21 protein-coding genes and 2 pseudogenes are annotated in these 25,674 nt (G+C 64.4%); 15 read left to right on the top strand and 8 right to left on the bottom strand.

Features of this window, described 5'->3' with window-relative positions; all coding sequences use genetic code 11:
- Positions 1 to 91 precede the first annotated feature (91 nt).
- Positions 92 to 510: pseudogene (locus ATO9_RS22315) on the bottom strand (IS3 family transposase); the annotation flags it as partial.
- Between the two features lie 348 nt (positions 511 to 858).
- On the opposite strand from ATO9_RS22315, the gene ATO9_RS22305 reads away from it, so the two are divergent.
- Positions 859 to 1,554 (top strand): TetR/AcrR family transcriptional regulator, encoded by a 696-nt coding sequence (locus ATO9_RS22305; protein ID WP_052418542.1) that lies wholly within the window; start codon positions 859 to 861, stop codon positions 1,552 to 1,554.
- A 69-nt stretch (positions 1,555 to 1,623) separates the two neighbouring features.
- Here the strand turns inward: ATO9_RS22305 and ATO9_RS22300 are convergent, their stop codons facing one another.
- On the bottom strand, positions 1,624 to 2,694 hold the full coding sequence (locus ATO9_RS22300) for a phosphotransferase family protein (protein WP_043754742.1): 1,071 nt from the start codon (positions 2,692 to 2,694) through the stop codon (positions 1,624 to 1,626).
- 363 nt (positions 2,695 to 3,057) lie between these two features.
- Between ATO9_RS22300 and ATO9_RS22295 the strand changes: the two genes are divergently transcribed.
- From ATO9_RS22295 to glnT, 6 genes are all read left to right on the top strand, one after another.
- Positions 3,058 to 3,831: a VOC family protein gene (locus ATO9_RS22295; RefSeq protein ID WP_052418541.1), complete on the top strand. Its 774-nt coding sequence runs from the start codon at positions 3,058 to 3,060 to the stop codon at positions 3,829 to 3,831.
- Between the two features lie 142 nt (positions 3,832 to 3,973).
- Positions 3,974 to 4,609 carry a helix-turn-helix domain-containing protein gene (locus ATO9_RS22290; RefSeq protein ID WP_043754739.1) on the top strand — a complete coding sequence of 212 codons (636 nt, stop codon included), beginning with the start codon at positions 3,974 to 3,976 and terminating at the stop codon, positions 4,607 to 4,609.
- Between the two features lie 126 nt (positions 4,610 to 4,735).
- Positions 4,736 to 5,620: a class II glutamine amidotransferase gene (locus ATO9_RS22285; protein ID WP_043754737.1), complete on the top strand. Its 885-nt coding sequence runs from the start codon at positions 4,736 to 4,738 to the stop codon at positions 5,618 to 5,620.
- Between the two features lie 2 nt (positions 5,621 to 5,622).
- Complete coding sequence (locus tag ATO9_RS22280; protein ID WP_043754735.1) at positions 5,623 to 6,306, top strand: GltB/FmdC/FwdC-like GXGXG domain-containing protein; 684 nt, start codon at positions 5,623 to 5,625, stop codon at positions 6,304 to 6,306.
- 8 nt (positions 6,307 to 6,314) lie between these two features.
- Entirely contained in the window at positions 6,315 to 7,640 is a 1,326-nt protein-coding gene (locus ATO9_RS22275; RefSeq protein WP_043754732.1) for an FMN-binding glutamate synthase family protein, read from the top strand.
- Positions 7,641 to 7,836: 196 nt separating this feature from the next.
- The gene (gene glnT, locus ATO9_RS22270; RefSeq protein ID WP_043754731.1) at positions 7,837 to 9,141 is read left to right on the top strand and encodes a type III glutamate--ammonia ligase; all 1,305 of its coding nucleotides are present in this window, start codon (positions 7,837 to 7,839) and stop codon (positions 9,139 to 9,141) included.
- 99 nt (positions 9,142 to 9,240) lie between these two features.
- Here the strand turns inward: glnT and ATO9_RS22265 are convergent, their stop codons facing one another.
- Both ATO9_RS22265 and ATO9_RS22260 read right to left on the bottom strand, forming a co-directional pair.
- Complete coding sequence (locus ATO9_RS22265) at positions 9,241 to 10,305, bottom strand: FAD-binding oxidoreductase (RefSeq protein ID WP_043754729.1); 1,065 nt, start codon at positions 10,303 to 10,305, stop codon at positions 9,241 to 9,243.
- 6 nt (positions 10,306 to 10,311) lie between these two features.
- The gene (locus tag ATO9_RS22260; RefSeq protein ID WP_043754727.1) at positions 10,312 to 11,544 is read right to left on the bottom strand and encodes an aromatic ring-hydroxylating oxygenase subunit alpha; all 1,233 of its coding nucleotides are present in this window, start codon (positions 11,542 to 11,544) and stop codon (positions 10,312 to 10,314) included.
- A 147-nt stretch (positions 11,545 to 11,691) separates the two neighbouring features.
- On the opposite strand from ATO9_RS22260, the gene ATO9_RS22255 reads away from it, so the two are divergent.
- Positions 11,692 to 12,570: a LysR family transcriptional regulator gene (locus ATO9_RS22255; RefSeq protein WP_043754725.1), complete on the top strand. Its 879-nt coding sequence runs from the start codon at positions 11,692 to 11,694 to the stop codon at positions 12,568 to 12,570.
- Here ATO9_RS22255 and ATO9_RS22250 read toward each other — a convergent pair.
- Positions 12,567 to 13,220 carry a TetR/AcrR family transcriptional regulator gene (locus tag ATO9_RS22250; protein WP_043754723.1) on the bottom strand — a complete coding sequence of 218 codons (654 nt, stop codon included), beginning with the start codon at positions 13,218 to 13,220 and terminating at the stop codon, positions 12,567 to 12,569. The genes ATO9_RS22255 and ATO9_RS22250 overlap by 4 nt on opposite strands.
- A gap of 116 nt (positions 13,221 to 13,336) precedes the next feature.
- On the opposite strand from ATO9_RS22250, the gene ATO9_RS22245 reads away from it, so the two are divergent.
- Complete coding sequence (locus ATO9_RS22245) at positions 13,337 to 15,373, top strand: NADH:flavin oxidoreductase (protein ID WP_043754721.1); 2,037 nt, start codon at positions 13,337 to 13,339, stop codon at positions 15,371 to 15,373.
- 6 nt (positions 15,374 to 15,379) lie between these two features.
- On the opposite strand, the gene ATO9_RS22240 is transcribed toward ATO9_RS22245, so the two are convergent.
- Complete coding sequence (locus ATO9_RS22240; protein WP_043754720.1) at positions 15,380 to 16,048, bottom strand: TetR/AcrR family transcriptional regulator; 669 nt, start codon at positions 16,046 to 16,048, stop codon at positions 15,380 to 15,382.
- Positions 16,049 to 16,167: 119 nt separating this feature from the next.
- Here ATO9_RS22240 and ATO9_RS22235 point away from each other — a divergent pair, with 119 nt between their 5' ends.
- The 6 genes from ATO9_RS22235 (at position 16,168) to ATO9_RS22210 (ending at position 22,345) form a co-directional block, all read left to right on the top strand.
- Positions 16,168 to 17,034: a shikimate dehydrogenase gene (locus ATO9_RS22235; protein WP_052418540.1), complete on the top strand. Its 867-nt coding sequence runs from the start codon at positions 16,168 to 16,170 to the stop codon at positions 17,032 to 17,034.
- Positions 17,035 to 17,038: 4 nt separating this feature from the next.
- Positions 17,039 to 18,922 carry a bifunctional sugar phosphate isomerase/epimerase/4-hydroxyphenylpyruvate dioxygenase family protein gene (locus ATO9_RS22230; protein ID WP_043754718.1) on the top strand — a complete coding sequence of 628 codons (1,884 nt, stop codon included), beginning with the start codon at positions 17,039 to 17,041 and terminating at the stop codon, positions 18,920 to 18,922.
- Positions 18,923 to 19,009: 87 nt separating this feature from the next.
- The gene (dctP, locus tag ATO9_RS22225; RefSeq protein WP_043754715.1) at positions 19,010 to 20,002 is read left to right on the top strand and encodes a TRAP transporter substrate-binding protein DctP; all 993 of its coding nucleotides are present in this window, start codon (positions 19,010 to 19,012) and stop codon (positions 20,000 to 20,002) included.
- Between the two features lie 68 nt (positions 20,003 to 20,070).
- On the top strand, positions 20,071 to 20,595 hold the full coding sequence (locus ATO9_RS22220; RefSeq protein ID WP_043754714.1) for a TRAP transporter small permease: 525 nt from the start codon (positions 20,071 to 20,073) through the stop codon (positions 20,593 to 20,595).
- Complete coding sequence (locus ATO9_RS22215; protein WP_043754712.1) at positions 20,592 to 21,887, top strand: TRAP transporter large permease; 1,296 nt, start codon at positions 20,592 to 20,594, stop codon at positions 21,885 to 21,887. Before ATO9_RS22220 ends, ATO9_RS22215 begins: the two co-directional genes overlap by 4 nt.
- 17 nt (positions 21,888 to 21,904) lie before the next feature.
- Positions 21,905 to 22,345 carry a type II 3-dehydroquinate dehydratase gene (locus ATO9_RS22210; RefSeq protein WP_043754710.1) on the top strand — a complete coding sequence of 147 codons (441 nt, stop codon included), beginning with the start codon at positions 21,905 to 21,907 and terminating at the stop codon, positions 22,343 to 22,345.
- A gap of 27 nt (positions 22,346 to 22,372) precedes the next feature.
- Here ATO9_RS22210 and ATO9_RS22205 read toward each other — a convergent pair whose 3' ends face one another.
- Together ATO9_RS22205 and ATO9_RS24980 are read right to left on the bottom strand one after the other, a co-directional pair.
- Positions 22,373 to 23,071, bottom strand: coding sequence for a GntR family transcriptional regulator (locus ATO9_RS22205; protein ID WP_043754708.1), 699 nt, complete (start codon positions 23,069 to 23,071; stop codon positions 22,373 to 22,375).
- Between the two features lie 172 nt (positions 23,072 to 23,243).
- A pseudogene (locus ATO9_RS24980) lies at positions 23,244 to 25,674 on the bottom strand (calcium-binding protein); the annotation flags it as partial.

The following is a 25,674-nucleotide window of genomic DNA, read 5'->3' as shown; positions in this document are numbered from 1 at the left end:
GTTGGCGCAGACTCTACATTAAGGTGAGGGATTTCGCGGGGGGCAGGTCAGGATCAGCAACCAGTCCGGGGGAAGGTTTGCCCCGACGCAAGATAAACCCGTTATCAGTCGGATTCCCGGACCGTGCGAAGTCCAGCGTGACGTCATTGGCATAGGCCCGGAGATCGAGGCCGCGGAATATGAACTCGCTGCCGTTATCGACGCTGATCGTTTTCGGGTAGCCGATGTTGACGACGACTTTCTCGAGCGTCTGAACGACGTCTTCACCGTGGTAGGCGAACCGAGGATCGGCCGCCGGAAAGAGCTGGGAATGAGTGTTGAAAACATTCAGGATGGGGAGGATCTTGCCGATGGCGAGTTGGTTGAGCGCGAAAGCCATGGGCCAGACATCGTTCGGCCCGACCGCTTCCTGACGGCCCCCCGCCGCAGTTTCGCCTTCACCCGGCGCTTCGGTTGGCCGTGGCGTATCTGAAGACCCAAGTTATTGTAAATCCTCCGGGTCTTCTTCATCCCTCTCGGACCATTGCTCCGTAATGCCTTGCCGGACAGCGGTCGATGTAATGGCCCAGTTCTAGGGGGAAGGACATACGAAGCCCTACCGATGTTTTTCGGGCAGATATTATTGCACACTACAACAGAAAGGAGAGCAGTCACGCTGACCGAAATCGCGTCTGGGCTAGCGCGGAAATGGGAGAACACGGATTTCTTCCCAATCTGTCTGGCGGTAGGCAAATATCTCCTGTCGATGCCAAGGTCGGGCGGCCATTTTTTTGGTCTCCTCCATGTCTGAACGTAGACCTTGTGCCTCTATAGTGCGACCGATAGTTTCGACCCGATCAGCGGCATCAAGGTATCCAATTGGCAGGCCAACCGAACCCAAAAGACACCCCGGGCGCGCCGGAAACGACCCTGGAAGAGGCCGAAATCACCTCGGTCCAGAACTCCGATCTCGTGCAGTCGCGCCGCGAACAAATTTGCGATGCCGCGCTGGAACTGTTCCTGGAAAAGGGCTTCGCCTCGACCACGATCCGCGATATCTGCGCGCGCTCTGGCGTCAACCAGGCCAGCATCTACGATTACATCGCCAACAAGAACGACATCCTGCGGCGGCTGCTGAACCAGCTGTGGTTCCGCAAGGACGTGATCGCGCTGCCGGACGTGCTGGCAGACAGCTCCCTGTCGCTGGAAGAGGCCTTCGCCCGCTATTATCGTGACACCTGGCGGACCAAGCGCAAGGGCACCCTTCTGGTCTATCGCTCCGTGCCGCATATGCTGGACGAAGACCGCAAGGCGATGCGCATGCGCGATATCGCCCTGATCGGCTCCCTGGCCGAGCAATTGCGCCAACGCGCCGGTCGCGATGTCGACGTTGCGGAGGTCGAGATCCTCGCCAACCTGCTGATTTTCCTGTCGGCTTTCGGCCCGATGCGGGATTGGCTGGCCAAGGATGCACCGGAAGAAAAGATCGTGCGGACCGTCGCCGCAGGGGCGGCCGCCATGACCCGGACCCTGCTGGGAGAGGCCGAAGGCGCGAAGCAGGGCTTCGACGACTGACCCTGTCCTCGTGTCGCGGTCTCCCAGCATTGCCCCCTTATCGACGACAGACGAGGCCCAAGAGCCAACTCAACCCCGCGCGACGGCGGCCCCGGTTTCGGCCACGCGGCGGGCGCGGTTTCCGTCACGGACCGGATCGGCGCTGGCGCTGCTGGCATTGCCCCGCGCGGCCCGCGCCGCGACCCCCTGGATGATGGCCGCACTGCGGAAACAGGCGAAAGCGACGAAGAGCGGCCAGTTGGGGACCCCGTCGCGGCCGGTCTTGTCGCAATAGCGCTCCAGCATCTCCGCCTCACTGGGCAATCCGGCCTCTTCCAGGTCCACGACGCCCGGCAGGTCGCGGGGCAGATAATAGTGCAGGCAAGTATAGGCCAGGTCGGCCAGCGGATGGCCAATCGTCGACAGCTCCCAATCCAGCACGGCGACGACGCGCGGCTCGGTCGGATGCACGACGACATTGCCCAGGCGGTAATCGCCATGGGTGATCGCGCTTTCATCCGCGACCTCGCAATGATCCAGCAGCCAGTCGCGCAGCCAATCCATCTGGGAATAGTCGAAATCGGCCGGCAGGTCCGACTTTGCTGCCTCGTATTGCTTGGCCCATCGGGTGGTCTGGCGGCGCATGTAGTTTTCGGGCCAGCCGAAGCCCTCCAGCCCGACCTCGCGCCAGGGAACGTTGTGCAGGGCGGCCAGCGTATCCACCAGCGAATGGGCCAGCGGCACGCGGTCCGGCCGGGCTACAGGGGTCATCGAGGGGGGCGGGATGATCCGTCCCTCGACGTGGTCCATGACGAAGAATTCGGCCCCCAGAACCGACGCATCCTCGCAATAGGCGATCATCTTGGGCGTGGGCACGTCCGTTTCGGCCAGGGCCTGCATCACCCGGAATTCCCGGTCGACCGCATGAGCCTTGGGCAGCAATTGCCCCGGTGGTTTCTTGCGCAGCACCAGCTGCCGGCCCGAGCGGAGGGTCAGCAGGTAGGTCGGGTTTGACATTCCGCCCTGGAATTGCTGGACCTCGACGCCGTTGGTGGCCTCCGGCACGGCGTCGGACAGCCATCGGGCCAGGGCCGCTTCGTCGAAACGGTGCTGCGGCAACGGTGCGATCAGGGTCGGTGCGTCGGCCTTGTCCCCGCTCATGCGGGGCCCCGGTTCGGTGCCGCGATGTTCGGGTCATTGCCCTGCATGCGCTGTGACGCCCGCGTGGGGGCACCCTCGTGTTGGCGCATATCTTGTCCTCCTCCTGGAATGCACGCCTTGGCGGCCGCAAGCCTGACGCATGTCAGGCGCTCAGCCTAGGTCGGGGGAACAGGCGGGTCAAGGATCGCAGAAGGTCAGGTGACAGGGATCGCGTGGGTGGTCAGAGGGATGGGGGTGGGGCCTTGACCCGGATGACCCTTCGCCGCACCGTGGTGCTGGACAGCGTCACGGATCGGGGCGACGGTTTATCCTCCTCGAACCGCACATGCCGCGTGAACCCGTGTTCAGGAAAGGAACTGCCCATTGGGCCTCTACCTGCGCCAGATATGCCTTGTCGGGGCAGACCTTGCGGCGATCCGTGCCGATCTCGAGGCGGTCTTTGGCACGCCGGTCTGCCATGTCGATCCGGCGGTCGGGAAATTCGGGCTTGAGAACATCCTGATGGCCTTCGGTACCCAGTTCCTGGAGGTCGTCTCGCCCACCCAACCCGGCACGGCGGCGGGGCGTTATATCGACCGGCGGGGCGGCGATGGTGGCTATATGGTCATCACCCAGGTCCGCAGGAAGGCCGAACAAGAGGCCATCCGCGCCAATGCCGCCGCCAACGATGTTCGCGTCGCCTATGACAGCGACCGGGGCCACTGGCACATCATGCAACTGCATCCCGCTGACATGCGCGCCGCCTTCTTCGAGGTCGAGTGGGACGATGTCGGCGACGTGACCGGCCACTGGAACCCTTCCGGCGGGCTGGAATGGCAGGAGGTCCCGCCTTCCGACGTGACCCATGGCATCCTTGCCGCCGAATTGCAGCACGACGACCCGCAGGGGCTGGCGGCGCATTGGTCCGCCGTCTCTGGCCTGCCGGTCGAGCGGCGACATGGCACGCCGCATATCCTGCTGGCCAATGCCGCGCTGCGGTTCGTGCCCCTGCGCGATGACCGGGGGCCGGGGCTGTCCTCGCTCGATATCCGCACCAGCGATGCCGCCCGCATCCTGTCTGCCGCCCGCGCGCGCAACCTGCCGGTCGAAGGCAATGTCGTGACGATCTGCGGCACCCGGTTCGTCCTGATCGAATGACGGCCCAATCGGCTGGCAGACCCCATGCCAGTGCGGCGCGCGGTGCCGCGCCCCCTTGCCATCCTGCCGTGACCGCTGTTTCCTTGTGGGATAGGAAATTTCCCCACCGGAAACCCGTCATCCCTCAGGAAAGGCCCGGACCATGGGCAAGACTGACAAGCGTCTGCAGCAGAACCCCCACGCCCTGCGCGAAACGCGTGAGAAGAACCTCGAGGTTGCGATTGGCCGCGAGGTGCGGGAATTGCGCAAGCGCCAGCGCATGACCGGCGCGGAACTGGCCGCGCAGACCGGCCTGTCCGTGGGCATGTTGTCCAAGATCGAAAACGGGGTGATCTCGCCGTCGCTATCCACCATTTCGGCCCTGGCCCATGCCCTTCGGGTTCCCTTGGTGCAGCTCTTCTCGGGCTACGAGGCGGAGCGCGGCTGCATGCATGTCAAGGCGGGCGAGGGGGTCGAGATTGACCGCGCCGGCACCCGCGCGGGCCATCAATACAACCTCCTGGGTCATATCGGGTCGAACAATTCCGGCGTCGTGGTCGAACCCTACCTCATCACGCTGGACAGCGAGAGCGACCGCTTCCCCACCTTCCAGCACGAGGGGATCGAGATGCTCTATATCCTCGAGGGCGAGATGGAGTACCGCCACGGCGACCGCATCTACCTGCTGGAACCCGGCGACTCGCTGCTGTTCGATTCCGATGCGCCGCACGGGCCGGAGGTGCTGAAGACCCTGCCGATCCGCTACCTGTCGGTCATCACCTACCCCCAGTCCCGCTGATCCTGCCTGCGATTTGGTCAAAAGACCGGAGCATTCCTGCGGGCTCTCGAAATTTCTTGAAGGGAAACTTATTTTCCCCTTAGTGCAGACGTGGGCCGGGACGGCCCGGATCGAAAGGGATATGCGATGTGCGGGATTGTTGGCCTTTTCCTGAAAAACGATGAGATGCGTCCGCAGCTGGGCGCCATGCTGACGGACATGCTGATCACCATGACAGACCGTGGCCCCGACAGTGCGGGGATCGCGATCTACGGCACGGGCGGCGACGGGGTGAAGATCACCGTGCAATCCGACGACCCCGCCACCGATTTCGACGGGCTGGACGCGGCGCTGACCGACGCGCTTGGTTCCATCGGCCTGCGTATCGCCGACACCCATGCCATCCTGACCCTGCCGGCGGACAAGCGTGATGCCGCGATCAACCTGCTGAAAGCCCGCGGGCTGCGGATCATGGGCGTGGGCGAGGCGATGGAGATCTACAAGGAAACCGGCCTGCCGCGCGATGTCGCCGCCCGGTTCAACCTGCGCGACATGGGCGGCAGTCATGGCATCGGCCACACCCGGATGGCCACCGAAAGCGCCGTGACGACGCTGGGCGCGCATCCGTTCTCCACTGCCGACGACCAGTGCCTTGTGCATAACGGGTCGCTTTCGAACCACAACCAGATGCGCCGCCGACTGGCCCGCAAGGGCGTGGTCACCCAGACCGAAAACGATACCGAGGTGGGAGCCGCCTACATCTCCTCCCGCATCGCCGAGGGCGCGACGCTGGGCGAGGCGCTGGAAGGCACGTTGGAGGATCTCGACGGGTTCTTCACCTTCGTGACCGGCACCCGCAACGGCTTCGGCGTGGTGCGCGACCCGATTGCCTGCAAGCCTGCCGTGATGGCCGAAACCGGCGATTACGTCGCCTTCGCCTCGGAATACCGGGCCTTTGCCGACCTGCCGGGCATCGACACCGCAAAAGTGTGGGAGCCCGAACCCGCCACCGTCTACTTCTGGGAGCGCTGAGAATGCAGAGCCTCGACATGGCCGCCACTGACCTACGGGAGGTCAACGCCACCCTGCAGGCCCAGGCCGCACAGACCAACCAGACCGAATGGGTGATCGAAAACCCGCGCGGATCGCATGCCGTGGCCGTTGGCCTGGATGCGCCGATCCATGTGACGGTCAAGGGGTCGACGGGCTATTACTGCGCCGGCATGAACGCGCAGGCGACCGTTCACGTGCAGGGATCGGTCGGGCCGGGCGTGGCCGAAAACATGATGTCCGGCGAGGTCATCATCGACGGCGATGCCAGCCAATATGCCGGGGCCACCGGCCATGGCGGGCTCCTGAACATCAAGGGAAACGCGTCCTCGCGCTGCGGGATCTCGATGAAGGGCATCGACATCGTCGTGCACGGTAATATCGGTCACATGTCCGCCTTCATGGCGCAGAAGGGCAACCTCGTCGTTCTGGGCGATGCAGGTGATGCGCTTGGCGACAGTCTCTACGAGGCGCGGCTTTTCGTGCGCGGATCGGTCAAGTCGCTCGGCGCCGATTGCATTGAGAAAGAGATGCGCCCCGAACATCTTGAGATCCTCGCGGACCTGCTGACCCGCGCCGGAGCCGACGCCACGCCCGAGGAGTTCCGGCGCTACGGCTCGGCCCGCAAGCTCTACAATTTCAACATCGACCATATCGACGAATATTGAGGCGCCAGATGGACAAGACCCCCCAGACCGAACCGCGCCAATCCTGGACCTTCTCCCGCGAGGTGAACGCCGAGATCCGGCGCGCCGCGGCCACCGGCATCTATGACATCCGCGGTGGCGGGGCGAAGCGGCGGGTGCCGCATTTCGACGACCTGCTGTTCCTCGGTGCGTCCATGTCGCGGTATCCGCTCGAAGGGTATCGCGAGAAATGCGACACCTCGGTCACGCTTGGCACACGGTTTGCGAAAAAGCCGATCGAGCTGAAGATCCCGATCACCATCGCGGGCATGTCCTTTGGCGCGCTGTCGGGCCAGGCGAAAGAGGCCCTGGGCCGTGGCGCGACCATGGCCGGCACCTCGACCACCACCGGCGACGGCGGCATGACCGAGGAAGAGCGCGGCCATTCGGAAAAGCTCGTCTACCAGTACCTGCCCTCGCGCTACGGCATGAACCTGCATGACCTGCGCCGCGCCGATGCGATCGAGATCGTGGTCGGGCAGGGCGCCAAGCCCGGCGGCGGCGGCATGTTGCTGGGCCAGAAGATCACGGAACGCGTTGCGGGCATGCGTGACCTGCCGCAGGGGATCGACCAGCGGTCGGCCTGCCGTCACCCGGACTGGACCGGCCCCGATGACCTTGAAATCAAGATACTCGAGTTGCGGGAAATAACCGGCTGGCAGGTGCCGATCTACATCAAGGTCGGCGGCGCACGGCCCTATTACGATACCGCTCTGGCCGTGAAGGCCGGGGCCGATGTCGTCGTTCTGGACGGGATGCAGGGCGGCACGGCGGCCACGCAGGACGTCTTCATCGAACATGTGGGCCAGCCGACGCTGGCCTGTATCCGCCCCGCCGTGCAGGCGCTTCAGGATCTCGGAATGCATCGTGAGGTGCAGCTTGTCGTCTCGGGTGGCATCCGCTCGGGCGCGGATGTGGCCAAGGCGCTGGCGCTTGGTGCGGATGCGGTCGCCATCGGCACCGCGGCCCTTGTCGCGCTGGGCGATAACGACCCAAAATGGGAAGCCGAATACCAGGCGTTGGGCACCACCCACGGCGCCTATGACGACTGGCACGAGGGACGCGATCCCGCCGGTATCACCACGCAGCACCCGGAGCTTGGCGCACGGCTAGACCCTGTCGCAGCGGGGCGGCGGCTGCGCAACTACCTCAACGTGATGACGCTGGAATGCCAGACGCTCGCCCGCGCCTGCGGCAAGAGCCACGTGCTGAACCTGGAACCCGAAGACCTCTGCGCCCTGACGATGGAGGCCGCCGCCATGGCCAAGGTGCCGCTGGCCGGGACCGACTGGTACCCGGGCAAGCCGGGGTTCTGAGCGTGGCGCCGGTGTCCCCTCGCGAAAGCCTTGCCCCGTCTGGCGGGACGTCCCGGGATCATGGCTGTGAAACTGCCCAAATTTTGGGTGCTGGCCGCGCGTTTGCCGACGCGCCCCGCCCCCGCTTTTGCAAGCCGCGCCCGCATCCGATCAACTGACACCGACCAACAGGACACGACCACGAAGGGGACCACCGATGAGCAAACTCGCCACTTTCGCCAAGAAACACGGCATCAAGTATTTCATGGTCTCCTTCACCGACCTCTTCGGCGGCCAGCGGGCGAAACTCGTCCCCGCCCAGGCCATCGCGGATATGGAAGCGGACGGCGCAGGCTTTGCGGGCTTTGCCGCCTGGCTCGACATGACGCCCGCGCATCCCGACATGCTGGCCGTACCCGATGCCGATGCGGTGATCCAGTTGCCCTGGAAACCCGATGTCGCCTGGGTCCCCGCCGATTGCGTGATGGAGGGCGAACCGGTTGCTCAGGCCCCGCGCAATGTCCTGAAAACCCTTCTGAAAGAGGCCGAGGGCGAAGGCCTGTACGTCAAGACCGGGGTCGAGGCAGAGTTCTTCCTGCTCACCCCCGAAGGCGACGCGATCTCCGACCCGTTCGATACCGCGGAAAAGCCCTGCTATGACCAGCAGGCGGTGATGCGCCGCTATGACGTTATCGCCGAGATCTGCGATTACATGCTCGATCTGGGCTGGGGACCGTACCAGAACGACCACGAGGACGCGAATGGCCAGTTCGAGATGAACTGGGAATTCGACGACGCGCTGGTGACTGCCGACCGGCATTCCTTCTTCAAGTTCATGGTGAAATCCGTGGCCGAAAAGCACGGCCTGCGCGCCACCTTCATGCCCAAACCGATCGCCAGCCTGACCGGCAATGGCTGCCACACCCATATCTCGGTCTGGGACAAGACGGGCAAGACCAACGTCTTCGCCGATGACGCGCAGGAGCTGGGCCTGTCGACCGATGGCCGGTCCTTCCTGGGCGGGATCATGAAGCACGCGACGGCCCTTGCCGCGATCACCAACCCGACGGTGAACAGCTACAAGCGGATCAACGCGCCGGTCACCGCCTCGGGGGCCACCTGGGCGCCCAACACCGTGACCTGGTCGGGCAACAACCGGACCCACATGGTGCGCGTGCCGGGGCCGGGCCGGTTCGAACTGCGCCTGCCTGATGGGGCGGCGAACCCCTACCTTCTGCAGGCGGTCATCATTGCCGCCGGCCTGTCGGGTCTGCGCAGCAAGGCCGATCCGGGCAAGCGCTACGATATCGACATGTACGCCGAAGGGCATACGGTCACCGATGCGAAAAAACTGCCGCTCAACCTGCTGGATGCGATCCGCGAATACGATGGCGATGCCGCGCTGAAAGAGATGATGGGCGCCGAATTCTCATCCGCCTTCGTGAAGATGAAGACCCAGGAATGGAACAGCTACATGGGCCATTTCTCGGACTGGGAAAAAGCCAACGCGCTGGATATCTGACCCGTTTGCAAACTGCGCCCCACGTGGTTTGCAAAAACTGAAACGACCGCCCCCGGGCAGGGGCGGTCGTACCGTGAAGACCCGTGGCGTCGAGGTCGCTCAGGCCTCCACGGCGACTTTTCCGATCGGGTTCGAACAGCAGGCCAGGATGTAGCCGTCCTCGATATCCTCGTCGGTGATCCCGCCATTGTGCACCATGTGCACCTGGCCCGATGTCTTCTTGATCTTGCAGGTCCCGCAGACCCCGAAGGTACAGCCCGAGGGGATCGCCAGCCCGGCCGCCCGTGCCGCGCCCAGCAATGTCTCGGTCTCGGCGACTTCGATGGTGACGCCGGAGGTGACGAACTCGATCTCGGCCTTCACCTCGTCGTCGAGCGTCACGCCTTCAGGGAATTCATCCGTCTCGCCCACCGGCGCATGGAAGCTTTCCTGGTGGTAGCGATCCATGTCGAAGCCCAGGCCGACCAGCGCCTCTCGCACGGCGGTCATGAAGGGCTCGGGTCCGCAGCAGAACACCTCGCGATCCAGGTAGTCGGGCGCGGCCAGGCCCAGAAGCAGCTGGTTGAACTGCCCGCGATACCCGGTCCAGGGCTGGTAGCGGTCGGTGCCTTCGACCACCCAGGCCAGCTCCAGCCCCTGCACCCGCGAGGCCATATGCTCCAGCCGCTGGCGGAACACGATCTCGGACGGTCGCCGGGCACAGTTGATGAAGACGATGTCCGGGTCGCGCCCCGCGTCGTACATGTAGGTCGTCATCGACATCATCGGCGTGATGCCCGACCCGGCCGAGATGAACAGGTATTTCTCGGACGGGTGGTTCAGATGCGAGAACGTCCCGCCCGGCCCGATCGCCTTGAGCCGCGTGCCGGGCTCCAGGTTGTCCAGCATCCAGCGCGTGCCGATCGACCCTTCCTGTGCCTTCACCGTGATCGTCAGCGAGGTCGGCCGCGACGGGGACGAGGACACGGTATAGGTCCGGTGCAAAGGCCCGCCCGCGACGGGCAGTTCCAGCGTCACGAACTGTCCCGGCTTGAACCGGAAGAGCGCGCCAGACGGCGCCTGGAAGGTGAAGGTCACCACGTTCGGCGCCTCGGGCAGGCGCGACACGCATTCCAGCGGTTCGTCATCGTGCCAGAAGGCGAGGGTCGGGGTCATGGCCGTCATCGCAGGTTACTCCGCCGCGACGCTGCGCGGGGACAGGCTGCGCTGCATGGTCTTCACGTACCAGTCGACGAATTGTTCGACGCCGTCTTCCATGATCGGGCTGTACGGGCCCGGCACATAGGCGGGCGAGTTGATGCCCTGCTGGTTCGCCTCGACGATCTCGCGATCCTCGTCATTGGTGGACACCCAGACCTCGGTCAGGCGCTTCATGTCGTAATCGACGCCTTCCACGGCATCCTTGTCGACCAGCCACCATGTCGTCACCTCGGTTTCCTGCGGGCCGATCGGTGTGACCCGGAAGGTCAGCGAGATATCGGGCAGGAAGTGGTTCCAGGTCGACGGGTAATGGAACTTCAGCAGAGTCCCGGCATCGGGCACGGTCACGCGGCCCAGCGGCCGGCGCGAGGCGGGCTTGAGGTCCATCGTGTAGCTCAGCGCCTTTTCCTCCAGCGGCATCCGCGCCAGGCGGTATTGCCCGGCATAGCCGCCAAGGTGGAATTTCGACGGCGCGCCCGCGGCCTCGCACTTGTCGAAATGGGCCTGAAGATTGGCCGGGACGGAGCCGTCCGCCGACACTCCGGCCACGGCCGGGTCGAGCGGGAAGGACCGGCTCAGCGCCGGGTGGGTGCCCGCGCAGTGATAGCATTCGCGGTTGTTTTCCCAGACCAGTTTCCAGTTGCCCTTCTCCACGATGGTAGAGCTGTAGGCGACCTTGGCCCGGTGCAGGTCATGCACTTCCAGGTAGGGGCGGGCGGTTTCGGCGAAGGTGTCGAAATCCGGTGCCTCGTCCGCCAGGCAGATGTAGATCAGCCCGGCCAGGTTGCGCAGGTGCACCGGCTTCAGCCCGTGCTGCGTCGGGTCGAAATCGGGGCCCATGTCGCGAGCCCAGATCAGCTTGCCGTCCAGGTCGTAGGTCCATTGGTGATAGGGGCAGACCAGCTTGGCCACCTGGCCGTCGCGGGCCTTGCAGATCACCGAACCGCGGTGGCGGCAGGAATTGTGGAAGGACCGGATTTCGCCGTCCGCACCGCGCACGATCACCACGTTATAGGCGCCGATCTGCAACTGGGCGTAGGACCCCGTCTTGGTCAGCTGGCAGGCCGGAATGGCGAACAGCCACTCGCGATAATAGATCGCCTCCAGGTCCCGTTCGTAGATCTCGGGATCGGTATAGAAGGCGCGTTCCAGCGAATAACCGGGCTCGCGGCGGGCCAGCATGTCGGAGAGGGCGTGGGACATTTGCAAGGGTTCCCGATGCTTTGTTGGATTACTTCAACTTTCGCATTGCGATCCATGGCCCTATTGCGCAATGGCAAAAAATCTAATCTTGAGTTAGCTCAGTTCACCTGTTCAATTTCCGTCACCAAGTGAAACGAAAGCGACGCGATGCCCCGTCCCTACGACCTTCCCTCGATGACCGCGCTGGTCTGCTTCGAATCCGCTGCCCGGAATTTAAGCTTCAAATCCGCCGCGTCAGAACTGAACGTGACCCCCGCCGCGGTCAGTCACCAGATCAAGGGGCTCGAATCGGAACTGGACGTTCCGCTGTTCCGGCGCCAGCATCGCGGGGTCGATCTGACCGAGGCGGGCGCCTATCTTTTCGTCGCCCTGCAGCGCGGGTTCGAGGGCATGTCCGACGCCATTCGCGAGATCCGGTCGTCGGTCGAGGCCGATGACGTCATCATCCAGGTCACCACCGCCGTCAGTGCCTTCTGGCTGACACCACAGATCGCCTCGTTCTGGCGGGCGCGGCCGGAAATCGTCGTGTCGCAGATCGTCAGCGATGTCGCTGCGCCGGCGGGGCGGGCCGATCTCAGCATCCATTACGGCGCGATGCCCGAGGACGAGGAATGCCAGGTCCTGTTCCATGACGACATCGTCGCCCTCGCGGCGCCGGAATTTGCCGCCTCCAACGGCATCGGCACGGTGGCGGACCTGTGCCACGCGCCGCTGATCCACGTGGTGGCCGACGGCGTGGACTGGACCGGTTGGGCCACCTGGCTGGCGGCCTTCGGGCAGGGCGCGCCGACGGGGCGGCGGATCGCGGTGAACAACCACATGATCGCCCTGCAACTGGCGCGCGACGGGGCAGGGGCGGTGCTGGGCTGGACCGGTCTGATCGGCCCGCTTCTCGAGGCCGGGGATCTGACGCGCCTGGTGCCCGACCGGATGCCGTCGCCGCATGTCTTCTACCTGCGCACCCATCCACGCGCCTCGGCCCAGGCGCGGGTGTTCCGGGACTGGCTGATCGACGCGCAGCGCTAGGCCGGCAGGCCCTGCGGGTGGTAATCGTGGCGGGCGTGGAATCGCTCCAGCTCTGCCGCGGTCGGGTCCTGGCCGCAGAAGGTTTTCACGTAGGCGGGGATGCGGGTCATCCGTTCCGCCAGGCTTTCCCGCGTCTGCAAAGAGATATAGCCGATCTGCACCAGGTAGATCGTCCGCGCCCGCGCATCCGCTTCGTCGGGGGCAAAGTCGAACCGGTCGAACATCGCCCGGATCGCGGCCAGTCGCCGGTCATCGGCGGCGGCAACGCGGGCCGTCACCGCGTCGGATTGATGCGCCCAGCCCCGGATCGCCGTGTCATAGCGCGGCTCGAACCGGGTTTCGTCCAGGAACACTGTCAGCAGGTTCAGTACCGCCTCTGCGATACTGGCCCCGTAGGCCTCGCAGCCGTCGACAAGGGCGGCGGTGTTCGAGGCGTCCCAATCATCCAGCAGCGCGTCCAGGATCGCCGCGCGATCCTTGAAGAACCAGTAGAAACTGGTGCGCGACAGGTTCAGCCCGCTGGCCAGCGGCTGGATCTTCACCGCCTCGATCCCGCCGTCCAGCAGGGCCGCCTTGGCCGCGTCGAGCCATAACTCGCGCGATCCGCGCCAGCCCTTGTCGCCGGGATCCGTGGGGTCGTTCTTGTTCATGCCGACAGTTTAACCATTCGGGCGGCGCGGGCCAATCGGAAATATACATCGATGAACGAAAACTTGACATGTCTGAACATTTTGTGGAATCGCTGATCCAGCAAAGGAGTTCTGCCATGTCCAACGATCCGCTCCTCCAGCCGTACAAGCTGAAGCATCTGACCCTGAAGAACCGGTTCATGATCACCTCTCACGAACCGGCCTATCCCGAGGACGGGATGCCCAAGGATCGCTATCGCGCCTACCATGTGGAGCGGGCGCGGGCGGGCGTGGCGCTGACGATGACCGCCGGGTCGGCCTCGGTCTCGCGGGACAGCCCGCCGGTTTTCAACAACATCATCGCCTGGAAGGACGAGGTCGTGGGCTGGATGAAAAAGCTCACCGATGAATGCCACGACCATGGCGCGGCGGTGATGATCCAGCTGACCCACCTCGGCCGCCGCACCCGTTGGGACAAGGCGGATTGGCTGCCCTCCGTCTCGCCCTGCCACGACCGGGAACCTGCGCACCGCGCCTATCCCAAGAAGGTCGAGGATTGGGACATCGCCCGCATCGTTCAGGACTATGCCGATGCCGCCGAACGGATGCAGGCCGCCGGGCTCGACGGGATCGAGCTGGAATCCTACGGCCACCTGATGGACAGCTTCTGGTCGCCGCGCACCAATGACCTCGACGCGCCCTACGGTGGCTCGCTCGAGAACCGCATGCGCTTCACGATGGAGGTGCTGCAGGCCATCCGCGACCGTGTCGGCCCCGAATTCATCGTCGGCATCCGCTACACCGCGGACGAGAACGTGCAGGGCGGGCTGACCAAGGCAGACGGGATGGAGATCTCGCGCCGGCTAAAGACCAGCGGTCTTGTCGATTTCCTCAACGTGATCCGCGGCCACCTGGAAACCGATGCGGCGTTGACCGACGTGATTCCGGTGCAGGGCATGGCCTCTGCCCCACATCTCGACTTCGCCGGAGAGATCCGGGCCGAAACGCAATTCCCCACCTTCCACGCCGCCAAGATCCAGGACGTCGCCACTGCGCGCCACGCCATCGCCAGCGGCAAGCTCGACATGGTGGGCATGACCCGCGCGCACATGGCCGATCCGCATATCGTCGCCAAGGTCCTGCGCGGCGAAGAGGACCGCATTCGCCCCTGCGTCGGCGCGAATTACTGCCTCGACCGGATTTACCAGGGGGGCATGGCGCTCTGCCTGCATAACCCGGCGACGGGGCGCGAGCTGGAGCAGCCGCAGGAGGTGCCGGTTGGCGAGACACGCCGCCGCGTCGTCGTCATCGGCGCCGGTCCTGCCGGGCTCGAGGCCGCCCGCGTCGCCGCCACCCGTGGACACGAGGTGATCCTGCACGAGGCCGCCAACGATCCCGGCGGTCAGGTTCGCCTGACCGCCCAGACCCCGCGCCGGTCCGAGATGATTCAGCTGATCCAGTGGCGGGTGCAGGAATGCGAACGGCTGGGCGTGACCTTCCGTTTCAACAGCTTCGCCGATGCGGAGACGGTGCAGGCGGACAAGCCCGATGTCGTCATCGTGGCCACCGGCGGCCTGCCGCATACCGACATGCTGCCGCACGGTAATGACCTTGTCGTGTCGGCCTGGGACATCCTGTCGGGCGATGCCGCGCCGGGCAGCAACGTGCTGATCTACGACGAGGCCGGGGATTACGCCGCGCTGCAAGCCGCCGAGAAGATCTCGGCCACCGGAGCGAAGGTCGAGCTCATGACCCGCGACCGCAATATCTCGGCCGAGGTGATGTCGATGTCGCTGACCCCCGCCCTGCGCAAGCTGCAGGCGCAGGACGTGACCTTCACCGTGGCCTGGAAGCTCGATGGCGCCCGGCGCGAGGGCAACCAGCTGATCGCCGAGATCGGCAGCGATTTCGGCACCACCACGCGGGAACGTCAGGTCGATCAGATCGTGGTCAACAACGGCACCCGCCCGCTGGACGACCTCTATTTCGACCTTCAGGACGGATCGACCAACCGGGGCGAGGTTGATTACGAGGCGCTGGTCGCCGGAACCGAACAGACCATCGTCCGCAATCCCGAAGGCAGCTACCAGCTGTTCCGCATCGGCGATGCCGTGTCGTCGCGCAACACACATGCCGCGATCTACGACGCGCTGCGCCTGCTGAAGGCGGTCTAGGCCGCCTCAGTCGCGGGGCTGCGCGCCCTTGGCGCAAACGATGGCCAGGATGCTGTCGACCGTCTGCTGGCGGATCGCTTCCTGGCCTGCTTCCTCGAAAAGGTCGCCGCCGAAGATGGCGGAAAAGGATGGCCGGTTCGACATGTTGAAAAAGCTCACTGCGCTGATCTGCCAGTGCAGTGCGACTGGGTCCAGTCCGTCCCGGAACACGCCGGCCTCCTGCCCGCGACGGCAGATATCCGACAGCTTCTCGATCGCGGCGACGTTCATGTCCCGGATGACCTGCGATTCGGCCAGGTTCTCGGCGTTGTGGATGTTCTCGATCATCACCATGCGGATGAAGTCCGGATTCTTGCGGTGATGGTCAAAGGTGAATGCCACCAGCCGGGCGAGCGCCTCCTGAGGCGGTAGGTGGTCCAGGTCCAGCGACGCCTCGCCCTCCCGCACCTTGAGGTACGCCGCTTCAAGCGCCTGCGTATAAAGCCCCAGCTTGTCCTTGAAGTAGTAATAAATCATCCGCTTGGAGGTGCGTGTCCGCGACGCGATGGCATCCACCCGAGTGCCCGACAGGCCGTTGGCGGCAAATTCTTCCAACGCGACGGCCAGGATATCCTGTTTCACCGCCTCGGGGTTCTGCGTCCAGCCACGCCGTTCTGCATCCGTCGTCATGCTCATGGGGCTCCTCTACACAAGGCGTAGCAGAAACGAAATGATCCAGTTAGTACATTTCGGCTTGACGAATTGTACCGTCTGGAACATTTTGCTGGCCAGAGTGGAGGGGAGGCCACGCCAGAATGCAATCCAACCCGGCAGCACAGACCGCACAGTCGCCGACCCGTTCTTTCCGGATGGGTCTGGTCGGGCGCGGTATCCAGCTCTCCCGCACCCCCGCCATGCATGAGGCCGAGGCCGCCGCGCAGGGTCTGACCTGCCAGTACGACCTGCTGGACACCGATGCCGGGACTGAGGACGATCTGCCCAAAATCCTCGACCGGGCCGAGGGCAAGGGCTTTGCCGGGCTCAACGTCACCTTTCCCTACAAGCAGGCGGTCATCCCGCACCTTCACCATCTTTCGGACGCGGCGCGTCGCATCGGGGCGGTCAACACCGTGGTGTTCCGCGACGGCCAGCGTTTCGGTCACAACACCGATTTCTGGGGGTTCTCCGAAAGCCTCCGCCTTGGCCTGCCGAAGGCGGCGATGAACACGGTGCTGCTGATCGGCGCCGGGGGGGCAGGCGCAGCTTTGGCCCATGCGTTGACCGACATGAAGGTCGGCGCGCTCCTGATCCACGACAATCGCGAGAGCGCCGCGGCGGACCTGGCCCGCGCGGTCGGCGACGTGGCCTCGCCAGTAACCGATATCGAAGCGGCTGTCGCCCAAGCCGACGGGGTCGTGAACGCGACGCCGGTCGGCATGGCGAAACTGCCCGGCACACCGATCGACACAACGCTGCTCGATCCGTCGCAATGGGTCGCCGACATCATCTACTTCCCGCTCGAAACCGCATTCCTCAAGGCCGCGCGCGGTCTGGGCTGTCGCACCCTTGCGGGCGAGGGCATGGCCATCTTCCAGGCCGTCCGCGCGTTCGAGCTGTTTACCGGGCAACCCGCTGATGCCGAACGCATGGGCGACACCTTCCGCAAGTTGGGGCAGGGGTGAGCTGATGAAGACAGGGATCGCCACCGTTTCCATCTCGGGTAATCTCGAGGAAAAGATCGAGGCCATTGCCGCCGCCGGTTTCACCGGGATCGAGATCTTCGAACAGGATTTCATCGCCGACCTGCGAAGCCCAAAGGCCGTGGGCCAGCGCATCCGCGATGCGGGGCTCGAAGTGATGCTGTTCCAGCCGTTCCGCGATTTCGAGGGGCTCCCGGGCCCTCTGCGCGCAAAGGCATTCGACCGGGCAGAGCGCAAGTTCGACGTCATGCAGCAACTGGGCTGCGATCTGGTTCTCGTGTGTTCCTCGGTCCATCCCGAGGCGCTTGGCGGGATCGACCGCGCGGCAGCGGATTTCGCGGAACTTGGGGACCGCGCCGCCGCCCGTGGTCTCCGTGTCGGATACGAGGCGCTCGCCTGGGGACGTTATGTCAACGATCACCGCGATGCCTGGGAAATCGTGCGCAGGGCTGATCACCCGAATGTCGGTCTGATCCTCGACAGTTTCCACACGCTGGGCCGCGGCATCGACCCCGAAACCATCCGCCGCATTCCGGGCGACAAGATCTTCTTCGTGCAACTGGCCGATGCGCCCGCGATCGAAATGGACCTGCTCTACTGGTCCCGCCATTTCCGCAACATGCCGGGCGAGGGCGATCTGCAGGTCACCGATTTCATGCGCGCGGTCATGGCCACCGGCTATTCCGGTCCCATCAGCCTCGAGATCTTCAATGACCAGTTTCGGGGCGGGTCCCCGGGCACCATCGCGCAGGACGGGCACCGGTCGCTGATCGCGCTGATGGATGACGTCCGCCGCGCCGAACCGGAGGCCGTGCCGGACCTGCCGCTGCTGCCTGCGCCGATCCCGGTCCAGGACACGGCTTTCGTCGAATTTGCCGCCCAGGGTGAGGCATTGGCCCGACTGGAGCAGCTGCTCGACAGCCTGGGGTTCCGCCGGGCCGGGCGCCATGTCTCCAAGGCGGTGACGCTGTGGGAACAGGGCGGTATCCGGATCGTGCTGAACGCCGAACAGACTGGTCACGCCGCCAATGCCTGGAATGCGCGGGGCACCACGGTCTGCGATATCGGCCTCACCGTCGGCTCCGCCCATGATACCGTCACCCGCGCCACGGCGCTTGGCGCAAAGCTGTTTTCCCAGCCGCTCGGCCCCGGCGAACTGCCGATCCCCGCAATCCGCGGTCTTGGCGGATCAGTACTGCATTTCATCGATGACGGGTCGCTGTCCGAGGTCTGGGACGTGGAATTCCTGCCCGAAACCTCGGTCGAGCAGAATGCCGGCCTGACCCGGATCGACCATATCGCCCAGACCATGACCTATGACGAGATGCTGTCCTGGTCGCTGTTCTACACCACCCTGTTCGACATGGCGAAGGCGCCGATGGTCGACGTGGTCGACCCTGACGGGCTGGTGCGCAGCCGCGCCATCGCCTCGCCCTCTGGGGATTTCCGCATCACGCTGAACGGGGCCGAAACCCACCGGACCCTCGCCGGGTCTTTCCTGGCCGAGGGATTCGGCGCCACCGTCCAGCACGTCGCCCTGGCCACCGACGACATTTTTTCCACCGCCGAAGCCCTGCGCCTGCGCGGCTTCCCGGCGCTGGAAATGTCGCCCAACTACTTCGACGACCTCGCGGCGCGTTTCGACCTCGACGCTGAAACGCTCGACCTCATGCGGCGCTACAACATCCTCTACGATGCGGATGACAAAGGGGAATTCTTCCAGCTCTACTCTCAGCCCTTCGCCGGGCAGATGTTCCTGGAAATCGTCGAACGTCGCGGCGGCTACGAAGGATACGGGGCGCCCAATGCCCCGTTCCGGATCGCCGCGCTCAAACGCCTTCAGCGGCCGAAAGGAATTCCGGCCACTTGAAAAACGTAGGACATTATGAGTTTTATCCTACAATAATGCACCAGCTTCACCGGGCCCTCCGGTGACAACGTCAAAGGGAGGAAACCAATGACACACTTCACTCGCCGTACCGCCCTCGCGGTCACCCTCGCCGCGACCACGGCGCTGACCCTGCCGGGCTTCGCCATCGCGCAGGACAAGCCGACCCTCCGGTTGTCCTCGGTCGTGTCCGACAACGATATCCGCGCCGAAGCCTTCGCCGAAATCGCCGAGGCCGTGTCCGACACGTTCGACATGCAGGTCTTCAACGGCGCCACCCTGGTCGCCCAGGGGTCCGAGATGACCTCGATCCAGCGGGGCAACCTGGAAATGGGCCTGATCGCGCCCCAGACCATCGCCGAGCAGATCCCCGAATGGTCCATCGTGACGTCGGCCTACCTCTTCAGCGATGCCGCCCATCTCGACGCGACCTTTGACAGCGATGTCGGGGCAGAGCTGAACGCGATGGCCGCCGAGGCCGGAATTCACGTCCTTGCCCCGGTCTATTTCGGTACCCGCCAAGTCAACCTGGCCCCCGAGATCGAAGTGATGAAGCCCGAAGACCTGGACGGCATCACCATGCGGATGCCCGGCGGTGACGCATGGCAGTTCCTGGGCGAAGCCATCGGCGCCAACCCGACTCCGCTGGCCTATGCAGAGGTCTATACCGCCCTTCAGACCGGCGCGATCGACGGTCAGGACAATCCGCTGCCCAACGATTACAACATGAAGTTCTATGAAGTGACGTCCCAGATCGTCCTGACCGGCCACCTCGTCGGCTTCGACGTGCTGGCGATCAGCGCAGAGCTTTGGGACGGTTTCTCGGACGAGCAGAAGGAAACCCTGCAATCCGCCGTGGACGAGGCCATCGCCAAGTCGACCCAGCGGCACCTCGACCGCGAAGCGGAACTGGTCCAGTTCTTCAAGGATGAAGGCCTGAAGGTCTATGAACCCGACCGGATCGCCTTCCGCGACTATGCCCAGCAGAAATACCTGGAATCCGACTTCGCCGAAAGCTGGCCGGACGGTATGGTCGACCGGATCAACGCCCTCGCGGAATAAGACCTCCGCCAATTGCAACGCGCCGGGCCCGTGATCTCTCTCGGGGCCGGCGCTGACGGACAGAGCCCATGACTTCCCCCTCACGACCGATCCGAATGCTGCGCGGCTTGGCCGAAGCCGTGCCGGCCATCCTCCTGGCGGCCATGTTCGTCTGTTTCATCATCCAGGTCTTCATGCGTTACGTGATGGACAGCCCCGTCGGTTGGACGGTGGAGGTCTGCGTCATCGCCTGGCTCTGGATCCTGCTCTGGGGGCAGTCGGTTTCGGCCGAGGAACGCGATGAAATCCGCTTCGACATCGTCTATGGCGGCGCCCGCCCGCAAGTGCGGCGCTGGTTCCGGGTGATCTTTTCCGTCTTCCTCGTCGGCATCTATGTCTGGTCGCTGCCCGCGCTGTGGGATTTCGTGATCTTCATGAAAATTCAGAAGACCTCATATCTCGATATCCGTTTCAACTGGGTCTATTCTATCGCGCTGATCTTTTCGGTCGTGACGATCCTGCGCTACGCGTGGATCCTCTGGACCGCCGCCACCAATCGTGACACCGGCCTCAGCTCTGTCGAGGACCTCGGACGCAAGGATTTCTCCGAATGAGCTGGGAATTCGGCGCGGCCGTTGCCGCCATCATCCTCACCGCCATCATCGGCCTGCCCATCGGCCATGCCATGCTGGCATCTTCCGTTTTCTACCTGCTGCTGCAGGGGCAGGACATGTCCATCGCGTTCGAGCAGATGCTGACCGGGCTCTACGGCTCCTACGTGCTGCTGGCGATCCCGCTTTTCATCTTCGCCGCCGACCTGATGAACGTCGGCTCCCTCTCGGACAAGTTGCTGGATTTCTGCCGCGCCCTGGTGGGCCGCTTCCGCGGCGGGTTGGGCCATGTCAACGTCGTGTCCTCGCTGATCTTCTCGGGCATGTCCGGGTCGGCCATCGCGGATGCGGTTGGCATGGGACGGATCATCATCAACCTGATGACCAAGGACGGGAAATATCCCGGCTCCTACGCCGGCGCGATCACGGCCGCCTCGGCAATCATCGGGCCGATCATCCCGCCGTCGATCCCAATGGTGCTTTATGCGCTGGTCTCGGACACCTCGATCGGGTTCCTGTTCCTGGGCGGTGTCGTGCCCGGCCTGATCCTCGGCATCCTGCTGATGGTCATGAACGCGTGGCAGGCACGCATCCACGACTATCCGGTCGAAGAGGCCGTGCCGCTGCGCGAACTGCCCGGCATCACCCTGCGCGCGGTGCCCGCCCTGCTGATGCCGGTGATCCTGCTCGTCGGCATCTATGGCGGCATCACCACGCCGACCGAAGCGGCGGCGCTGGCCGCGCTCTATGCCTTCCTCGTCTCGACGGTGTTCTACCGTTCGGTCACGCTGCGCATGGCGTTCGACACGGTCCGCCAAAGCGCCAAGTCCACCGCCGCCGTCGGCTTCCTGATCGCGGGGGCGCTGGCCTTCAATTACGTCGTGACAATCGAACAGGTGCCCAACGTGATCCGTGGTGCCCTGGGCGAAACGGAGCTCACCCGGGTGTCCTTCCTGCTCATGGTCAACGCCATGTTGCTTCTGCTGGGCTGCCTGCTGGAGGCGAACGCGATCCTGCTGGTCATCGTCCCGATTTTCCTGCCGACCGCCGTGTCGCTGGGCGTCGACCCGGTGCATTTCGGCGTGATCGTCGTGGTCAACACGATGATCGGGCTGGCTACGCCGCCCTACGGACTATTGCTCTTCGTGGTGACCTCGATCACCCGGTCGCCGATCCGCGATACGATCCGGCACCTGCTGCCCTTTCTCGCGATCATGGTCGCGGGCCTCGCCATCATCACCTTCCTGCCCGAGCTCGTGCTCTGGCTCCCTCGCCTCTACGGCTATAACGGCTGACACTCCCGGAGAATTCGATGTCCGACACGATCCTCATCATCAATGGTCCCAACCTCGACATGCTTGGCACGCGCCAGCCCGAGGTCTACGGCCATGACACCCTGGCCGATGTCGAAAAGCTGTGCGAGCAGGTCGCCGGCGAGGAAGGCTTTGCCATCGACTTCAAGCAAAGCGACAGCGAGGCCGAGATCATGAAGTGGATCAAGCAGGGGCGCGGCTTCACCGCCGGCCTGCTGATCAACCCGGCGGGGTTCACCTCGACCTCCATCGCGATCCTCGACAGCCTGCTGATCTACGACAAGCCAATCATCGAGGTACATATCTCTCCGCTGTTCAAGCGCGACGAGTTCCGCCACCCCAGCCACGTCTCCCGCGCGGCGGCGGCAAAGATCGAAGGCTGCGGCATCCGGGGCTACGATTTCGCGATCCGCAAGCTGGCCGAATGGGCGCGCGCCTGACACCCTTCGAGCCGGAACGCATCGGCCTTAATCGAAGCGTCCGGTCGACAGGATGTGCTCTATTCCGCCGCGGATGTGACGGCCAAGCAGTTCGACAGCCGCGTCGGCCTTCCGTTCGATGACCAGGTCCCGCAGCTTAGCGTGTTCCGCCGCTGCGGGCGGACCACGAAAGCTCAGCGCCAGCATGTGATACCGGACGAACCGGTCGAAAATCGACGCATGAGTTCGCGCCAGCACCGGCTGGTCGCAGGCCGAGATCGTGGCGTAGTGAAAACCCCAGTCGCAGGCGACCCAGTTCTCGACCGGCTCGGCCATGTCACCGATCAGCCCGCGCTCCAGCACTGACAGCTTGTAATGGGCGGCCACGACGCCGGCCTCCCAGTCCAGGTCTCCGCGTTCGATCGACTGGCGCAGCGCATGGGTTTCCAGCAGCGCCCGCAATTCGCCCAGTTGGCGCAGTTCCGCCGCCGTGACATCGGCCACGCGGAACCCGCGCTGGCCCTCGGCGGCCACCAGCTCCTCGACGGCCAAGCGGTTCAGGATTTCGCGGAGGGTGGTAACGCTGGCCTCGTAGACCTGCTTCATCCGATCCAGCTTTAGCTTTTCGCCGGGTTGCAGACGTCCGTTGACGATATCCAGGCGAATGCGGCGATAGGCGACCTCGCCGACGGTTTCTCCGGCGCGGGCCTCTGCCTCGAAGCGTTGTGTTTCGACGGTATTCGCCATGGTCTCTCGTCACGGTTTTGCGTCTTGGCACTATCTTCGGGCGCAGCTTTGCTGTCCATATCCTCTACCATCCCGGCATGTTTTGCCATGTACGGAGCCGCGCATTTGTAATTGACGCAACAACCCCCGGTCTTTCGACCGGGGGCGGGTAACTTTTCGGTGTCTGCCTTGCTCAGAAGAGCTCGATGTCGCTTGCGGTGACGAGGGCGTTCTGCTCGAAGGTTGCGATGAGCTGCTGATCCTGCGCGCCGGTGCCGTCGATGTCGAACCACAGCTGGCCCGAGACCTGGTCGAAGATGAACCGGTCATCCGCGTCGAGCGCTGCCGTGCCGGCGACGAAGGCGTCGGCCGACAGGATGCCCTTCACCACGCCGGCAAAGACCGTCTGCTTCATCATCAGCTTGTCGCCTTCATCGGCTTCGTTGACGTTGAAGTCGATGATCCGGTCGACGTTGTCCGGCGCCAGCGCCCGGTCGAAGACGAAGCTGTCCGCCCCGGCCTGACCGCGTAGCGTGTCGCGGCCTTCGCGACCGATGATCGAGTTGTCGAACGGGTTGCCCACGATCGTGTTGTTCAGCTCGTTGCCGATGCCGTTCACCCCTGGCACCCCTTCGCCCGCATCGTTGCGCAGGGTCTGGATATAGAGGTTCTCCACGTTCGCATCGAGCTGGATCGAGCGGAAGGCTCGGACCGTATCGATGCCGCCGCCTTCCAGCTCCACGGCGTTGTCGCCGGGCGCCCGCAGCAGGTAGGTGTCGTTGCCATCCCCGCCCACCAGCGTGTCGACGTTCTTGCCGCCGTCCAGGATGTTGTCCTGGTCGTTGCCGGTGATCACGTTACGCAGGCCGTTGCCGGCGCCGAGGATCGCATCGCCTGTCAGCACCAGATCCTCGATATGCGCGCGCCCCATGCGGAAGTCGACGCTGGCCTGGACCGTGTCATGGCCGTCCCAGCGGTTGCTTTCCGCGACCCGGTCGCCGGCATCGTCGATGATCAGCAGGTCCGAGCCCGGACCACCGTTGAGCGTGTCATTGCCGCCCTGGCCCTGCAGCGTGTCATCACCGGCAGACCCGAACAGCACGTCATTGCCATCCCCGCCGAGGATCGAGTCATTGGCGCGACCGCCATAGATGATGTCGCGCAGCACGTCGCCAACGATATTGGTGCCGACATCGTCATCGGATTTCACCGTATGCTCGCGACCACCGGTCAGCTGCACCTCGCGCGAGCCGTCGATGAACACGTTCTTGCCCCGGCCCAGTGGACCCACATCCAGCAGTACCGGGTTCCCGGCGGAGGGATCGCCCACGTCGATATAGAGCTTGGAGCTGTTGGATTGCGACACCAGCGGGTTCTCGACCACGAGGCCGAGCGTCTCGATGCCGGAGACGTCGAAGCCCTCGATCCCGGTGAAGGTTCCGATCTCGCCGAGGTTGGCATTCAGCGAACTCTGGGAGATCTTGATCACGTCGAAGCCCGTGCCGCCCAGAACTTTAAAGTCGGGGCTGTCCACATGGGCCCGGCTGGCCGTGAAGATATCCCCCTTGTCGGTGCCCACGGCAAAGAGCTGCGTCGCTCGCATCTCGATCGTCTGGCCCGGGGCATTGTCGCCTTCGAAGGCGAAGTTCGCCGAGACAAGATCGGCCAGTTGGATGCCCTTGAGCTCGGTATAGCCGGTGGGGCCGAAATCGACGATCACGTCCGCCCCGACCTGGCGCAGATTGAGCTGCGAGAAGGCGGTATAGGCAGAGCCGCGGATCCGGATCACATCGCCGCCGACCCCGGCCTCGAAGTCGTAGATCGTGTCGGTGAAGTCCTCGAAGAGGCGCAGGAACGTGTCGCTGCCGGCGCCGCCATAGAGGTCGTCGCCATTGGCGCCGCCATTGATCACGTCATCGCCCGACCCGCCGACCAGCAGGTCGTTGTCATTGCCGCCGCGCAGGGTGTCGTTGCCGACGCCGCCGGCCAGGGTGTCCTTGCCTTCGCCGCCGTTCAGCTTGTCGTCGCCGCCATAGCCCTGCAGCGTGTCGTTGCCGTCATCGCCGTTCATCGTGTCATTGCCGCCCTGGCCCAGGCCGAGGTCGGACCCGTCACGCATCGCGATATTGCCGCCATCCTCATGGGCGACGATCCGGTCGGACCGGTCGCCGGAGCGGGCATATTTGAAGGTGACGTCGTTGCCTTCGATGTCCGACAGCGGGTGCAGGCCGCGCACGCCCGGATGGACCGCCTGCCATTGCGGCGAGGACCCGACCGGGTAATCCTGCTCGTTCACGTCGATGACGATGGTGTTCTCGTCATCCGGGGACCCGTGGAAGTTGATGTCCCGGTTTGTGTAGAGCATGTGCAGGGTGTTGTAATGCTCCGCATTGTAGGAGGAGAACAGCACCGCGTGGCGCGCATCCGTCGACGACAGGTTGGTGAAGTCGTTGGCAAAGCTTTCCTGGAACAGGAAGTGATAGCCCGAGGAGCCCGATTTGTTATGGGCCCCGACCGCGGTCAGCGCATCGGCCGTGGTCTCGTGGGCGCGCTGCCACTTGAAGGCATGGGCAGCCGGATCGGTGATCGTGATCCGCTCCATCGAACTGTCGCGCACCCCGTCG

Source organism: Pseudooceanicola atlanticus, assembly GCF_000768315.1.
Classification (GTDB): Bacteria; Pseudomonadota; Alphaproteobacteria; order Rhodobacterales; family Rhodobacteraceae; genus Pseudooceanicola; species Pseudooceanicola atlanticus.
Note: the sequence above shows the minus strand (reverse complement) of the source record. Positions and strands in the feature narration are given on the sequence as shown.